The 14,483-nt window shown below is 72.7% G+C and carries 9 protein-coding genes and 1 pseudogene; 4 read left to right on the top strand and 6 right to left on the bottom strand.

Annotated elements, in window-relative coordinates:
- Window positions 1-50 precede the first annotated feature (50 nt).
- The 3 genes from glpK to GL259_RS07995 form a co-directional block, all read right to left on the bottom strand.
- Entirely contained in the window at window positions 51-1,559 is a 1,509-nt protein-coding gene (glpK, locus tag GL259_RS08005) for a glycerol kinase GlpK (protein WP_159530563.1), read from the bottom strand.
- A 34-nt stretch (window positions 1,560-1,593) separates the two neighbouring features.
- Window positions 1,594-2,319, bottom strand: a complete 726-nt coding sequence (locus GL259_RS08000) for an MIP/aquaporin family protein (RefSeq protein WP_159530561.1) — start codon at window positions 2,317-2,319, stop codon at window positions 1,594-1,596.
- A gap of 512 nt (window positions 2,320-2,831) precedes the next feature.
- Window positions 2,832-4,457, bottom strand: coding sequence for a GGDEF domain-containing protein (locus tag GL259_RS07995; RefSeq protein WP_159530558.1), 1,626 nt, complete (start codon window positions 4,455-4,457; stop codon window positions 2,832-2,834).
- Between the two features lie 301 nt (window positions 4,458-4,758).
- Here GL259_RS07995 and GL259_RS07990 point away from each other — a divergent pair, with 301 nt between their 5' ends.
- On the top strand, window positions 4,759-5,568 hold the full coding sequence (locus GL259_RS07990; protein ID WP_159530556.1) for a M15 family metallopeptidase: 810 nt from the start codon (window positions 4,759-4,761) through the stop codon (window positions 5,566-5,568).
- Window positions 5,569-5,614: 46 nt separating this feature from the next.
- Window positions 5,615-6,151 carry an NUDIX domain-containing protein gene (locus GL259_RS07985; RefSeq protein ID WP_159530554.1) on the top strand — a complete coding sequence of 179 codons (537 nt, stop codon included), beginning with the start codon at window positions 5,615-5,617 and terminating at the stop codon, window positions 6,149-6,151.
- Here GL259_RS07985 and GL259_RS07980 read toward each other — a convergent pair.
- Window positions 6,142-8,520 (bottom strand): glycoside hydrolase family 31 protein, encoded by a 2,379-nt coding sequence (locus GL259_RS07980; RefSeq protein WP_159530552.1) that lies wholly within the window; start codon window positions 8,518-8,520, stop codon window positions 6,142-6,144. The genes GL259_RS07985 and GL259_RS07980 overlap by 10 nt on opposite strands.
- 212 nt (window positions 8,521-8,732) lie before the next feature.
- On the opposite strand from GL259_RS07980, the pseudogene GL259_RS07975 reads away from it, so the two are divergent.
- Both GL259_RS07975 and GL259_RS07970 read left to right on the top strand, forming a co-directional pair.
- Window positions 8,733-10,699 (top strand): annotated as a pseudogene (locus GL259_RS07975) (acetoacetate--CoA ligase).
- A gap of 134 nt (window positions 10,700-10,833) precedes the next feature.
- Entirely contained in the window at window positions 10,834-11,724 is an 891-nt protein-coding gene (locus GL259_RS07970; RefSeq protein WP_159530551.1) for a hypothetical protein, read from the top strand.
- 77 nt (window positions 11,725-11,801) lie between these two features.
- Here the strand turns inward: GL259_RS07970 and ptsP are convergent, their stop codons facing one another.
- Window positions 11,802-13,472 carry a phosphoenolpyruvate--protein phosphotransferase gene (gene ptsP, locus GL259_RS07965; protein ID WP_159530549.1) on the bottom strand — a complete coding sequence of 557 codons (1,671 nt, stop codon included), beginning with the start codon at window positions 13,470-13,472 and terminating at the stop codon, window positions 11,802-11,804.
- 77 nt (window positions 13,473-13,549) lie between these two features.
- On the bottom strand, window positions 13,550-13,999 hold the full coding sequence (locus GL259_RS07960) for a PTS glucose transporter subunit IIA (protein ID WP_159530547.1): 450 nt from the start codon (window positions 13,997-13,999) through the stop codon (window positions 13,550-13,552).
- Window positions 14,000-14,483 lie beyond the last annotated feature (484 nt).

The following is a 14,483-nucleotide window of genomic DNA, read 5'->3' as shown; positions in this document are numbered from 1 at the left end:
CGACCGGAGTCACGGGCCGCGGCCCGGGGAACGGCGCTCCGCGCGCGTGGTCAGCCGCCGTCCTCCACCCAGCCGAAGCTCTTCTCCACCGCCTTCCGCCAGTTGCGGTACTCGCGGTCCCGCACGGACGCCTCCATGCCCGGCGTCCACTCGGCGTCCTTCCGCCAGTGGGACCTGAGTTCGTCGAGGCCGCCCCACACGCCCGTGGCGAGACCGGCCGCGTAGGCGGCGCCCAGGCAGGTCGTCTCGGAGACCCCGGGACGGATCACCGGAACGCCGAGCACATCCGCCTGGTGCTGCATGAGCAGGCTGTTCCCCGTCATGCCGCCGTCGACCTTCAGGGCGGTGATCCGGACCCCCGAGTCCTGGTACATGGCGTCCACGACCTCGCGCGTCTGCCAGCTCGTCGCCTCGAGCACCGCGCGCGCGAGGTGCGCCTTGGTCACGTACCGGGTGAGTCCCGTGACCACACCGCGCGCGTCGGAGCGCCAGTACGGCGCGAACAGCCCGGAGAACGCGGGCACGATGTAGGCCCCGCCGTTGTCGTCCACGCTCGCCGCCAGCGGCTCGATCTCGTCCGCGCTGCGGATGATGCCGAGCTGGTCGCGGAACCACTGCACCAGCGCGCCCGTGACGGCCATCGACCCCTCCAGGCAGTAGACGGGCGCCTCGTCGCCGATCTTGTAGCCCATCGTCGTCAGCAGCCCGTTCTTCGACGGCACCGGCCGGTTGCCGGTGTTGAGCAGCAGGAAGCTGCCCGTGCCGTAGGTGTTCTTCGCCGTGCCCACGTCGTAGCAGGCCTGTCCGAACACGGCCGCCTGCTGGTCGCCCAGCGCCGAGGCCACCGGCACGCCCGAGAGCCGGCCCACGGCGGTGCCGTAGACCTCGGCGGAGGACCTGATCTCCGGCAGGACCGCCTCGGGCACGTTCATCGCGGACAGGACGGACGCGTCCCACTGGAGCGTCCGGAGGTTCATCAGCATGGTCCGCCCGGCGTTGGTCACGTCGGTGACGTGCCGTCCCCCGTCGGGGCCGCCGGTGAGGTTCCAGATCAGCCAGGAGTCGATGGTGCCGAACGCGATCTCGCCGTTCTCCGCACGGGTCCTCAGTCCGGGCACGTTGTCCAGCAGCCAGGCCGCCTTGGGGCCGGAGAAGTAGCTGGCCAGCGGCAGCCCCGTCCGTTCGCGGAAACGGTCCTGCCCGTCCGGGCCGCCCAGCTGGTCGCACAGCGCGGCGGTCCGCGTGTCCTGCCACACGATCGCGTTGTGCACGGGTTTGCCCGTGGTGCGGTCCCACAGGACCGTCGTCTCGCGCTGGTTGGTGATGCCGAGGGCGCTGAGCTGGTCGGCGCGCAGGCCGGCCCTGGCGAGCGCTCCGGCGACCACGGCCTGCACCTTGGACCAGATCTCGGTGGCGTCGTGCTCCACCCAGCCCGGCTTGGGGAAGATCTGGCGGTGCTCGCGCTGGTCGGCGGCGACGACCGCGCCGTTCCGGTCGAAGACGATGCAGCGGCTGGACGTGGTGCCCTGATCGATGGCGGCGACGAACTTGTCCGTCATGACGTCCCCTTCGTCGGTTCGTGCGGAGGTCCGTTCAGAAGGCTGCGTTGAAGACGATCCCGGACAGCGCTCCGCCGATGAGCGGTCCCACGACGGGAACCCACGCGTAACCCCAGTCCGAGGTCCCCTTGTCGGGGATCGGCAGCAGTGCGTGCACCAGGCGCGGCCCCAGGTCGCGCGCGGGGTTGATGGCGTACCCCGTGGGACCGCCGAGCGACAGGCCGATGCCCACCACCAGGAACGAGACGACGAGGATCGCGGTGCCCGACTCGCCGAGCCCCTCCGTCAGGCCGAAGGCCAGGATCGGCAGCACCAGGCCCACGGTGGCGATGATCTCGGTGACGAGGTTCGCCACGGGATTGCGGATCGCCGGTGCCGTGGAGAAGATCCCGAGCGTCGGCTGGGCGACGTCCTCCTCGGCGTTGGCCCGGAACTGCGCGTAGTAGACCAGCCAGCAGAGCACGGCGCCGAGCATCGCGCCGGCCATCTGCCCGGCGACGTAGACGTGGACCGTGTCCCATTCCCCGGTGTCCACGGCGATCCCGAGGGTGACCGCCGGGTTGAGGTGCCCGCCGGACAGCGGGGCGGCGGTGTACGCCCCGGCCAGCACGCCGAATCCCCAGCCGAACGCGATGACGATCCAGCCGGCGTCCTTCGCCTTGGAGTGGTTCAGCACGACGGCCGCGACCACACCGGCGCCGAACAGGATCAGGATCGCGGTGCCGATGACTTCCCCGACGAAGATGTCTCCGTTGCTCATGGCGGCTCCTGGGCCACGGCCCGGGACGATCCGCCCCGGGCCTCACGTGCAGGGTGCGTTTCCCATGGCGACTTCGGCCGGAGGCAGGGGGGTACCGCGCCCCGCCCGGCGTCCGTGACGAGCGTGCCGTCGCAGCCGGATCGCCGGTGGGGGAGTGGGCCGTGGCGCAGGAGGACCCCAGCGGCGGCGTGCCGGAATACACCGAGATGTACGGCGATGTCGGCTGACACCGGAAGTGTTCACCGGCACCCGGGGGGCGTCAAGGCAGCCGACCGGAACGGTTGTCGGCCCTCCGGCCGCGGGAGCGTCCTTCGCGACGGCACCGGCGGGATCCGGACGCGGTGGTGCCGTCGCGTGGTTCCCCGGCCGGCTCGCCGGTGAGAGCGGTGAGGCCCGTCCGCGGTCCGCCTCCGGCGCTCACCCGGCCACCACGGCGCCGGCCCCCTCCGCTCCTCGCGCACACGGACAGCGGCCCCGGCGCCCGCTCGGCCCCCGTCCGGAGCCGTCACCCCTCATCCCGTCGGCGCCGGTGCCCTCTCGGTGCCGCGGCGGATCTCGTGCCCGGCCGCGCCCGCCCTGCCCAGCACCCAACTCGTCCCGTGCAGCGCCTTGGCCGCCTTCTTCAGCGTGGCCAGACAAGCGGCCGCCTGCCGATGGTCCGTCACACTGCCCGGCGTGCACAGGACCGTGGCCAGCGACAGCGTGACCGGGTACCCGCCGGCCGACCAGGGCACGTCCAGGACCGAGGACACCAGCGGCTCGAGCTCCTCCGGAACGGAGAGCACCAGGAAGTCGTCCCCGCCGATGTGCCCCACGCCCGCGCTGCCCGACGCGGCCCGCTGCAGCGCCCGCCCCACCGCGCGGATGAGCTCGTCGCCCGCCGCGAACCCGGCCCCGTCGTTCACCTGCTTGAAGTGGTCGACGTCCAGCCAGCTGAGCGCGAACCCCCGGCCGTCCGCGATCCACCGGTCCACCTCACCGGTGATCGCGTCCGACCCGGGCAACCGGGTGAGCGGATTGAGCCCCGCCGCCTCCTCCACCCGGGTCTCGGCGAGCGCGCGCACCAGGTCCGCGAGCCGTACGACGCCCACGCACCGGCCGTGCCCGTCCACGACGGCCACGTCGTCCGACGTGCGGGCCCGGTCCCCGACCGCCACCACTTCCAGGACCTCCCAGGCCGTGGCGTCCACGCCCACCGTCCGCGGCGGGTCCCCGAGCCTGGCGGCCGGCCGGTCGGCGTACAGCGCGTGCCCGTAGCGCCCGGACATCGACAGCAGGAAGCGCGAGCGGTGCACCGACCGCACCGGAACCCCGGCCCGGTCCACGAGCAGCACCCCGGACACGTCGGGGGAGCCGGTCAGCAGGGCCCGCACCTGACCGGCGGACGCGGTGGCGGGCAGCAGCGCGGCCGGCCGTACGAACTCCCGCACCGACGGCCCGGACCGGGGCACCGCCACCGCGCCGGGGGAGCGCGGCGGAACGTACACGTCCGCGGCAGGCAGCCGGGCCGGCGGAGCGAACAGCTCGCCCTGGGCCAGCTGGGCCCCCGCCGTCAGTGCCGTCGCGCACTGTCCCTCGGTCTCGACGCCCTCGACGGACAACAGCGCCCCCAGCTCCTCGCACAGCGTCCGCATCGCCCGTATCGCCGCGGGCCGCGCCAGCAGCGACGCGTCCAGCTTGACCAGGTCGGGCGCGAGGTCCGTGAGCAGGCGCAGCGGGATCTCCCCGTCCCCGACCCCGTCCGCGCAGATGCGGAAGCCCTGGCCGCGCAGTACGGCGACCGCGTCCAGCAGCGCCCGCCGCGGCACGTGCGTGTACGGCGGACCGATGTCGATCGTCACCTCCCACGGCAGCCGGCCCGCCTCGCGCACCGCGTCGTGCACCGGGGCGAGACCGCCGAGATCGGCGAGGGTGCCCGCGAACACGTTGACGTACAGGGGGAGCAGCGTCTCCCTGCTGACCGCCGCCCGTACCGCCGACACCGCCAGCCGCCGGTCCAGTTCGGGGTCGCGCCGGGCCTCGGCCAGGATGTCGCCGGTCTCGGGGCGGGCCAGTATCTCCAGGCCCGCCACCCCGCCGGTCGTCAGGTTGACCACCGGTTGGAACGCGAAACGGAGACGGTCCGTCCAGGAGCTCACGGGAGCATGATGGCGCCGCCCGAGCCTGCCCGAGCGCAGTTCATGAGACGTTCACACACGGTTCCGGAGCGGTCACTCTGCCGTACCGTCGCCCCCGTCGGCTTCCCGCGCCGCGTCGTCCGGCTCCACCACGTTCACCGTTCAACGCGCGCGGCTCCCAGGGGAGTTCCGTGTCGGTCGCGCGGGGCGGCGAAGACCGCCCCGCGCCCCTCCTGACGCAACGCCAGGAGGGTGTCGTGAGCCGCCCCGGAAGGGCAGGGTGCTTCCCCGGCGCGGCCCATTCCTGATACATGCAGGAGACATGACACGACTCTCCACCGCGGTACGCGGACTGGTCACCGCGATCGCCGCCCTGCTGACCGCGACCGCCGCGTCCGCCCCCGCCCGGGCCGAGCCCGAGCCCAAGGCGCCCGAGGACTTCGTGGCGCTGCGCAGCGTGGACCCGACGATCATCGAGGAGATCCGTTACTTCACCCCGCACAACTTCGTGGGCGAGCGCATCGACGGCTACCGGCAGCCGCTGTGCATCCTCACCCGCCCCGCCGCCCGGGCCCTCCACGCGGCGCAGAGCAGGCTGCTGAGTCAGGGCTACTCCCTCAAGGTGTACGACTGCTACCGGCCGCAGCGCGCGGTGGACCACTTCGTGCGCTGGGCCGAGGACCTCGACGACCAGGCGATGAAGGACGAGTTCTACCCGGACGTCGACAAGAGCCGGCTGTTCGCCGACGGCTACATCGCGGAGAAGTCCGGCCACAGCCGCGGCTCGACGGTGGACCTCACCCTCGTGAAGCTCCCCGCGCGGCCGACCCGGCCGTACCGTCCCGGACAGCCCCTGACCCCCTGCTTCGCCCCCGAGGACGAGCGGTTCCCCGACAACTCCGTCGACATGGGCACCGGCTACGACTGCTTCGACACGCTCAGCCACACCCTCGACCCCCGCGTCCGGGGCCAGCAACGGGCCCACCGGCTGCTGCTCAAGGACACCCTGGAAGACCTCGGGTTCGTGAACCTCGCCGAGGAGTGGTGGCACTACACCTTCAAGCCCGAACCCCACCCGGACACCTACTTCGACTTCCCGGTGTCCCGCGCGTCGCTCACCGGCCGCCGCTGAGCGACCCCCCGGAGACGTCCTCCCGGCGATCGGATACAGTCCGCGCGTGTCCGAAACGCAAACACCCGTTCCCAACTCCGCGCCGGGCTCCCACTGTTCGAGCTGCGGCACGCCCTTCGGGGAGGGCGTCTCCGGCTGGCCCCGCACCTGCCCGGCCTGCGGCACCGTGGCCTACCGCAACCCGCTGCCGGTCGCGGTGGCCCTCCAGCCCGTGTACGACACGCACGGCACCGCCCTGGTCGTCATCACCCGGACCGTCGCTCCCGCGCGCGGGGGCACCGCTCTGCCCGGCGGCTACATCGACGACCGCGAGGACTGGCGCCAGGCGGTCGTCCGCGAGCTCAGGGAGGAGACCGGCATCGACGCGGCGAGCCGCGACGTACGGCTCGCCGACGCCATGAGCTCGCCCGACGGACACCTGCTGCTGTTCGGGCTCCTCCCGGAACGCCCCGCCGGGGGCCTGCCGCCCTCCGCCGCCACCGACGAGACGGAGGGCTGGCACCTCCTGCGCCGCCCGGAGGAACTCGCCTTCCCCCTGCACACCCTGGCCGTGCGGGCCTGGTTCGAGGGCCGCTACATCTGATCCCGGTCCGGCCCGAGCCCGCGGACGCGCACCGGACGGGCCGGCTCACCGGCGCCGTCCTCGCCCTCCCGCTCGACGACGAGCCGCGGACCCTCCCAACGGGAGGTGTAGCGCTCGGTCTCCGGCTCCTCCCACCCGTCACCGGCGTCCGGCACGACCAGCCCGCCCCCGGTCCGCCCCCGCGCGGGGGCCCACACCTCCAGCTCCGGCCCGCCCCCCTCGCCCCGCACGGGAAGGATCGCACCCGCGCGTGCGAACACCGGGATCCGCTCCGGCGGCGCCTCGACCAGCACCTGGGCCGGTCCCTCGTACGCCCGTTCCGTCACCGTGTCGTACCAGCGTCCCCCGGGCAGGCGGACGGCCCGCCGGTCCGCACCCGGGTCGAGCACGGGCGCCACCAACAGACAGTCGCCCAGCAGGAAGGCGTCCTCGCAGTCGCGCAGAGCGCGCTCCTCGGGAGCCGACCACCACAGCGGCCGCACGAGGGGCGCTCCGGTGCGCCGGGCCAGATGCGCCAGCGTCATGAAGTACGGCAGCAGCCGCCGGCGTTCGACGAGCGCCGCGCGCGCGTGCTCCAGGACCTCGGCGCCGAACTCCCACGGCTCCCCGCTCCCCGCACGCGGACCGGTGCGCGTGCGCAGCAGCGGCAAGTAGGCGCCCAGCTGCAGCCGGCGCAGATACAGCTCGGGTGACGGCTCCCCGCCGGAGCCGCCGACGTCCGGCCCCGCGCAGGGGACACCGCACAGTCCCAGCCCCAGGACCAGCGCCAGCCCCGCACGCAGCCCGGGCCACCCCGGCGCCACCTCGCCCGGCCACGTTCCGCCGTAGCGCTGCATACCGGCCCACCCGGAACGCGAGAACACGAACGGCCGCTCGTGGGGCGCCGCGCCCCGCACTCCTTCGAACGCCGCCCGGGCCATGCACAGCGCGTACACGTTGTGCGCCTCACGGTGGTCGCCGGCCCGTCCGTCCAGGGCGTGCCGGGCCGAGCGCGGGAGCGTCGACTCCCCGAAGGCCGTGAACGACGTCGGCTCGTCCAGGTCGTGCCGGAAACCGGAGAACCCCTGCGCCAGGCCCTCCGCGTACAGCCCGCCCCACCACTCGCGCACGCGCGCGTGCGTGAAGTCCGGGAAGACCGCCTCCCCGGGCCACGCGACCCCCCGCACGACCTCCCCGGAGGAGCCCCGCACGAACGCGTCCCGCGCCGTCCCCCCGTCGTACACGGTGCCGCCGGGCACGGGCTCCACCGCCGGGCCGACGGCCGACACCAGCCGGATCCCGTCGCGCCGCAGCTCGTCGGCGAGGACCGGCAGCTTGGGGAACCGCTCCTGGTCGACGCCGAACACCCGGCGGGCGTCGAGGTGGCCGATGCCGAGGTGCACGGCGTCGACCGGCAGCCCGTGCTCCTGACAGCCCGTGACGATCCTCCGCAGCTCCTCCTCGTCGCCGGCGCCCTCCGGCAGGAGGTGGTGGCCGAGCGCCCACGCGGGCGGAAGCGCGGGCGCACCGGTGAGCGACGCCCAGGTGAGCAGCACGCGTGCGGGAGCACCCACCATCACCCAGCAGCGCAGGGGGCCGCCGTCCATCCGCAGCTCACTCGTCCCGGCCCGGTCGTGCCCGGAACCGGCGCCCTCCTCCCCCTCCCGCAGCGTCACGGTGCCGTCCCACGAGTTGTCGTGGAACACCAGGTGCGTGCCCGCGTCGGCCACCACCAGCTGCACCGGCATCGTGACGCCCAGCGGACCGTCACCGGGTCCGGAGGCCCGGCCGGGGGCGGTGTTCCACAACCGGTACGTGCCGTCCCGCAGCCGGGGACCCGCCGCACGCCCCCCGAGCCCGAAGAAGCGGGCGTCCGCCGGCACCTCCGACCGCTGCATCCAGCGCGCCGCGCCACCGCCCACCGGCTCCCACCACCGCGGCGGCAGGTCACGCCGCAGCGTCACACCCCCGGGGGTGAGCACCTCCACCGCGCCGTGCCGCGAGACGACGACCGTCACCCGCTCGGCCACCACCCGCCAGCCGCCGTCCTTGTCCGGCTCCAGCGCCGCCCGCGGATCCGGATCGGGACAGCGGTCGGCCAGGGCGTAGGACGGCGCGGGAGCCGCCCCGTCCCAGCCCCAGAAGACGGCCCCGTTCACCGCCACGAAGATCCGCAGTTCCGAGCGGCCGAACCGGACGACGCCGCCACCGGCCTGCGACTCCACCTCCCGCACGGTCCCGGGCACCCGCGCCCGCTCCGGCCCCCGCGGCGGCAGCCCGGTGGCGTCGGCCCGCCACCTGCGCCACGCTGCCCGTACGGTACGCAACCCCTGAGCCGCCCCCACCGAACCGACCGACTTCACCGAACGCACCAGGTCACGACCGTCCATGGTGCTCACCCTGCCATCGACCGCACCCCGCACGAGTGTCGTTCAACTGCCGTTCACCCGTGATCGGACCACATCTTCACGCCGGGGACTATGTGGGGGGCACCCTGGTGCAGAAGTCGATCACATGGCATCGTCCCTGTCAGCCGCGTCACGCGCACACCCCAGCACGTGCGCGCAGACGCACACGACGCGCACAGTCCGGGAGCCGCCCCATGTCGACCGTGAACCCCCAGCCGCTCTGGCAGCCGGATCCGGAACGCATCGCCCGAGCACGGATCACCAAGTTCCAGGCATGGGCCGCCCAGCACCACGGCGCCCCCGCCGACGGCGGCTACGCGGCGCTGCACCGCTGGTCCGTGGACGAGCCGGACACCTTCTGGAAGGCGGTCACGGAGTGGTTCGACGTCCGCTTCTCGGCCCCCTGCACGCGCGTGCTGGGCGACCGCTCGATGCCGGGCGCCCAGTGGTTCCCCGGAGCCACCCTGAACTACGCCGAGCACGCGCTGCGCGCGGCCGCGTCCCGCGCGGACGAGGCAGCCCTCCTCCACGTCGACGAGACCCACGACCCGCGCCCCGTCACCTGGGCCGAGCTGCGCCGCCAGGTCGGCTCCCTCGCGGCCGAGCTGCGCTCCCTGGGAGTGCGCCCCGGAGACCGCGTCAGCGGCTACCTCCCGAACATCCCGCAGGCCGTCGTCGCCCTCCTCGCCACCGCGGCCGTGGGCGGCGTGTGGACCTCCTGCGCGCCCGACTTCGGGGCACGCAGCGTCCTCGACCGCTTCCAGCAGGTCGAACCGGTCGTCCTGTTCACCGTCGACGGCTACCGCTACGGCGGCAAGGAGCACGACCGGCGCGACGTCGTCGCCGAACTGCGCCGCGAACTGCCCACCCTGCGCGCCGTCGTGCACATCCCCCTGCTCGGCACCGACGCCCCGAGGGCGCGCTGGACTGGCCGGCCCTCACCTCCGCCGACACCGAGCCGGTCTTCGAGCAGGTGCCCTTCGACCACCCCCTGTGGGTGCTCTACTCCTCCGGCACCACCGGACTGCCGAAGGCGATCGTCCAGTCCCAGGGCGGCATCCTCGTCGAACACCTCAAGCAGCTCGGCCTGCACTGCGACCTGGGCCCGGAGGACCGCTTCTTCTGGTACACCTCGACCGGCTGGATGATGTGGAACTTCCTCGTCTCCGGCCTGCTGACCGGAACGACGATCGTCCTGTACGACGGCAGTCCCGGCCACCCGGACACAGGCGCCCAGTGGCGGATCGCCGAACGCACCGGCGCCACCCTCTACGGCACCTCCGCCGCCTACGTCATGGCCTGCCGCAAGGCCGGCGTGCACCCCTCGCGCGACTTCGACCTCTCGGCGGTGAAGTGCGTCGCCACCACCGGATCCCCGCTGCCCCCCGACGGCTTCCGCTGGCTGCACGACGAGGTCCGCGACGACCTGTGGATCGCCTCCGTCAGCGGCGGCACGGACGTGTGCTCCTGCTTCGCCGGAGCCGTGCCGACCCTCCCCGTCCACGTGGGCGAGCTCCAGGCCCCCTGCCTGGGCACCGACCTGCAGTCCTGGGACCCGGACGGCAACCCCCTGATCGACGAGGTCGGCGAACTGGTCGTCACCAACCCCATGCCGTCCATGCCGATCCGCTTCTGGAACGACCCCGACGGCAGCCGCTACCACGACAGCTACTTCGACACCTATCCCGGCGTGTGGCGGCACGGCGACTGGATCACCGTCACCTCCCGCGGCTCCGTCGTCATCCACGGCCGCTCCGACTCCACGCTCAACCGCCAGGGCGTCCGCATGGGCTCGGCCGACATCTACGAGGTCGTCGAGCGCCTCCCGGAGATCAAGGAGTCCCTCGTCATCGGCATCGAGCAGCCCGACGGCGGCTACTGGATGCCCCTGTTCGTGCACCTGGCGCCGGAAGCCGTCCTCGACGACGACCTGCTGAACCGCATCAAGCGGGCCATCCGCGAGCAACTGTCGCCCCGCCACGTCCCCGACGAGGTCATCGAGGTGCCCGGAGTCCCCCACACCCTCACCGGCAAGCGCATCGAGGTGCCGGTCAAGCGGCTCCTCCAGGGCACCCCCCTGCACAAGGCGGTCAACCCGGGATCCATCGACGACCTCGACCTGCTCGCCTTCTACGAGGACCTGGCCCGCAAGCGCGCCTGACCGCCCCGCGGGGACGACCGGTCCCCGCGGGGAAACCCCTCGTCACCGCGACCGTCACCGTCCTCTGCGGACGCCGTTGTCAGTGCCCTCGATTACTGTGAGTGAGCATTGATCGACTGTGCGGAGGGGGAGACATGGCGTACACCGACCACCGGACCCTGCGACGCGTCCTGCGCCGTGAGATGGCGGGCACCATCGGCCTGCTGACCGACGAGCACGACTTCCGGGCCATGCGGCGCTACCGGAGCTTCGTCTTCGACGACCACGCGGCCTACCTCAAACACGTGGAGGCCCTCCTCAGGACACGCGCACTGCAGGGAAGCCACACCACACTGGCCCTCTTCGACCCCGAGGAGTACACGGAGTTCTGCAGGAAAACGGGCCTCGACCCCGACAGCCGGACCAGCCGCACCCGGTTCACGGCCGAGATCGCGGCCACCGGACCCACGGTCCTCTACGAGGGCCAGCCCCTGGCCGAGCTGCTGCCCACCCTCGTCGACGAGGCCGTCCGCCGGACGACCTGGGAGTACGCGACCACGCTCCTCACCCGCCTCGGTCCCTGCGCCTCATGCGGCGAGGACCTGGGCCGCGCCGCCTTCGCCCGCGCCTCCCGGCTCCTCACCCGCATCCTCGACACGGCCCCACCCGGAGACCGGCACCTCGTGTGCAGCGTCTCGGGGCCGCCCGAGACCCTCATCGCCGTCCTGCACGCCGACGACGTCGCCGGCCGCATGGAACTGGACGAGGCCGAAGCCCTCGAGTTCACCACCGTCCTGGCCGTCGGCCTCGCCACCGAGAGCCCCGGCGGACTGGTCATGCGGACCAGCGCGCCCGGCACCCGCGACCGCATCCACGGCTGGCGCCTGCGCGCCCACGGGCTCGAACCCCTCACCGCCGGAGAGGTCTTCGACGCCTACTGCACCGACGCCGAATCCGGGGACCTCATCCCGCCGGAGTCCAACGTCGACTACTGCGAGCCGCCCGACCTGGGGGAGGAAGGTCCGGGCCCCGACCACCACCACTGAACCGAGAAACCGAGGAGGGGCGCCCCACCGCGGGTGGAGCGCCCCTCCGGACAGCCGGCCGCCCGCCGGCCGTCCGACTACTCGCCCGAAAGCACCGCCTGCGCGGCGTCACGGGCCTCCTCGGCGCTGTCCGCGGCCCGGGCCGCCGCCGCGGCCCGCTCACACTGCGCCAGCGTGAACTTCGACAGCGCCGCCCGTACATAGGGAAGGGACGCGGCCCCCATGGAGAGGGAGGTGACTCCCAGACCGACCAGCACACAGGCCAGCAGCGGATCCGACGCGGCCTCGCCGCAGACACCACAGCTCTTGCCCTCGGACTTCGCCGCTTCCGCGGACAGCGCCACCAGGTCGAGCAGAGCGGGCTGCCACGGATCCTGCAGCCGGGAGACGGCACCCACCTGGCGGTCGGCGGCGAAGGTGTACTGCGCGAGGTCGTTGGTCCCCAGGGACAGGAACTCCACCTCCCGCAGGATCGAGCGCGCCCGCAGCGCGGCCGAGGGGATCTCGACCATCGCACCGAACTTCGCCCGCAGGCCCGCCGCCCGACACGCGTCCGCGAAAGCCCGCGCGTCGGCCCGGTCCGCGACCATCGGCGCCATGACCTCGAGGTGGACGGGCAGCCCCTCCGCGGCCTTCGCCAGCGCCGTCAGCTGGGTGCGCAGCACCTCGGGGTGGTCGAGCAGCGTCCGCAGACCGCGCACGCCCAGCGCCGGGTTCGGCTCGTCGGCCGGAGTGAGGAAGTCCAGCGGCTTGTCCGCACCCGCGTCCAGCACCCGCACCACCACCCGGCCCTCGGGGAACGCCTCGAGTACCTGCCGGTACGCCGCGACCTGCTTCTCCTCGGAAGGAGCGTTCTTGTTGTCGTCCAGGAAGAGGAACTCCGTGCGGAAGAGGCCCACGCCCTCCGCACCCGCCTCGACGGCGGCCGCCACGTCCGCCGGACCACCTATGTTGGCCAGCAGCGGCACCTTGTGGCCGTCGGCGGTCGTGCCGGGCCCGGTCGACGCCGCCAGCGCCGCCCTGCGCTCGGCCGCCGCCGCCTCGAGCTGCGCCTTCTTCTCCTCGTTCGGGTTCACGAAGATCTCGCCGGTGCTGCCGTCGACCGCTATCACGGTGCCCTCGGCGAGTTCGCCGGCACCCGGCAGGGCGACCACGGCGGGAACACCGAGCGCACGCGCCAGGATCGCGCTGTGGCTGGTGGGCCCGCCCTCCTCGGTCACGAAACCGAGCACCAGGGTCGGGTCCAGCAGTGCCGTGTCCGCGGGAGCGAGGTCACGGGCCACGAGAACGTACGGCTCGTCGCTGTCCGGCACACCCGGCATCGGCACCCCGAGCAGCCGCGCGACGATGCGGTTCCGCACGTCGTCGAGGTCGGCCACGCGGCCCGCCAGGTACTCACCGGCACCCGCCAGCAGCTCGCGGTACGCGGCGAACGCGTCGTACACGGCACGCTCAGCGGTGCTGCCGACGGCGATGCGCCGCTCCACGTCCGTCATCAGCTCGGGGTCCTGGGCCATCATGGCCTGGGCCTCGAGCACCGCCTGGGCCTCGCCCCCCGCCAGGTTGCCGCGGGCCGTCAAATCGGCGGCCACGGCCTCCACGGCCTTGCGGGCGCGCCCCTGCTCACGCTCCGCTTCCTCCGCCGGAATCTGCTTGGCCGGCGGCTCGAGCACCGCCGTCCCCATGTGCCGAACCTCGCCGATCGCCACACCGTGGCTCACACCGACGCCTCGCAGCGTTGTCTCCATCTCACCCGTCTCCGCTAGTGCGGCGGCTCCCGCCGCCGCGTTGGTCGTCCTGTTCGCCGTCCGGGACGGCACCGGTGTCACTTCCAGAGGAAGAGACCGTCACCGACCTTCACATCGCCGTCGTCACGCAGCTCGGAGAGGGCGTCCGACGTGGCCTCGAGGGCCACGACCGGGCACACCGGGGACTTCCCGGCGGCTTCGACGGCAGCCGGGTCCCAGCGCACGATGCCCTGGCCGCGCGTGACGGTGTCGCCCTTGTTGACGAGCAGCTCGAAGCCCTCGCCGTTGAGCTGCACGGTGTCGATACCGAGGTGGGTGAGCACGCCGTGTCCGCTCTCGTCGACGACGACAAAAGCGTGCGGGTGCAGAGAGACGATGACGCCGTCCACGGGGGAGACGGCCTCGGAGGGCTCCCGCACAGGGTCGATAGCTGTACCCGGGCCGACCATGGCCCCGGAGAAGACCGGGTCGGGTACGGACGCCAGTCCGATGGCCCGTCCTGCAAGCGGGGACGTCACGGTGGTCATGGGAAGCCTCCCAGGGTGGAGATCTACAGGGGTGCCGTCACTGTCCCGCCCCGGACGGCGCGCTGTTCAGCAGCGTATGTCATATGACGTACCGGTTCCGGGCGACAGGTCCAGATCAGAGGTCTAGACCACCTAGCCTAATGGATTTGCATGCGGTCCGCGACCCCGTGTAGAGTCGTACTCCTGCCTGGGGGATGAGTGACACGCCGAGTGTCCTCGCCCGGCAGCAACTCAACTCGTTCAGATCCTAACTCTGGGTCTCCTCCTGCATGTCCGCAGGACGGTGGTCAGAGGGCCGGAAAAACACTGATAGAGTTTGAAACACCGAAGGGAAGCGCCCGGAGGAAAGCCCGCGAGGGTGAGTACGAAGGAAGCGTCCGTTCCTTGAGAACTCAACAGCGTGCCAAAAGTCAACGCCAGATATGTTGATACCCCGTCCATCCGGTTTCGGATGGTCGAGGTTCCTTTGAAAAAACACAGCGAG

Origin of the sequence: Streptomyces sp. Tu 3180 (assembly GCF_009852415.1) — a bacterium.
Lineage (GTDB): Bacteria > Actinomycetota > Actinomycetes > Streptomycetales > Streptomycetaceae > Streptomyces.
This window is presented reverse-complemented; position numbering and strand designations above follow the sequence as displayed.

Excerpts from the sequence above, each read along its gene's own strand:
- GL259_RS07960 (WP_159530547.1), bottom strand. The coding sequence starts at position 13,999 with ATGACCACCGTGACGTCCCCGCTTGCAGGACGGGCCATCGGACTGGCG.
- GL259_RS08000 (WP_159530561.1), bottom strand. The coding sequence starts at position 2,319 with ATGAGCAACGGAGACATCTTCGTCGGGGAAGTCATCGGCACCGCGATC.
- GL259_RS07980 (WP_159530552.1), bottom strand. The coding sequence starts at position 8,520 with ATGGACGGTCGTGACCTGGTGCGTTCGGTGAAGTCGGTCGGTTCGGTG.
- ptsP (WP_159530549.1), bottom strand. The coding sequence starts at position 13,472 with ATGGAGACAACGCTGCGAGGCGTCGGTGTGAGCCACGGTGTGGCGATC.
- GL259_RS07970 (WP_159530551.1), top strand. The coding sequence starts at position 10,834 with ATGGCGTACACCGACCACCGGACCCTGCGACGCGTCCTGCGCCGTGAG.
- GL259_RS07990 (WP_159530556.1), top strand. The coding sequence starts at position 4,759 with ATGACACGACTCTCCACCGCGGTACGCGGACTGGTCACCGCGATCGCC.
- glpK (WP_159530563.1), bottom strand. The coding sequence starts at position 1,559 with ATGACGGACAAGTTCGTCGCCGCCATCGATCAGGGCACCACGTCCAGC.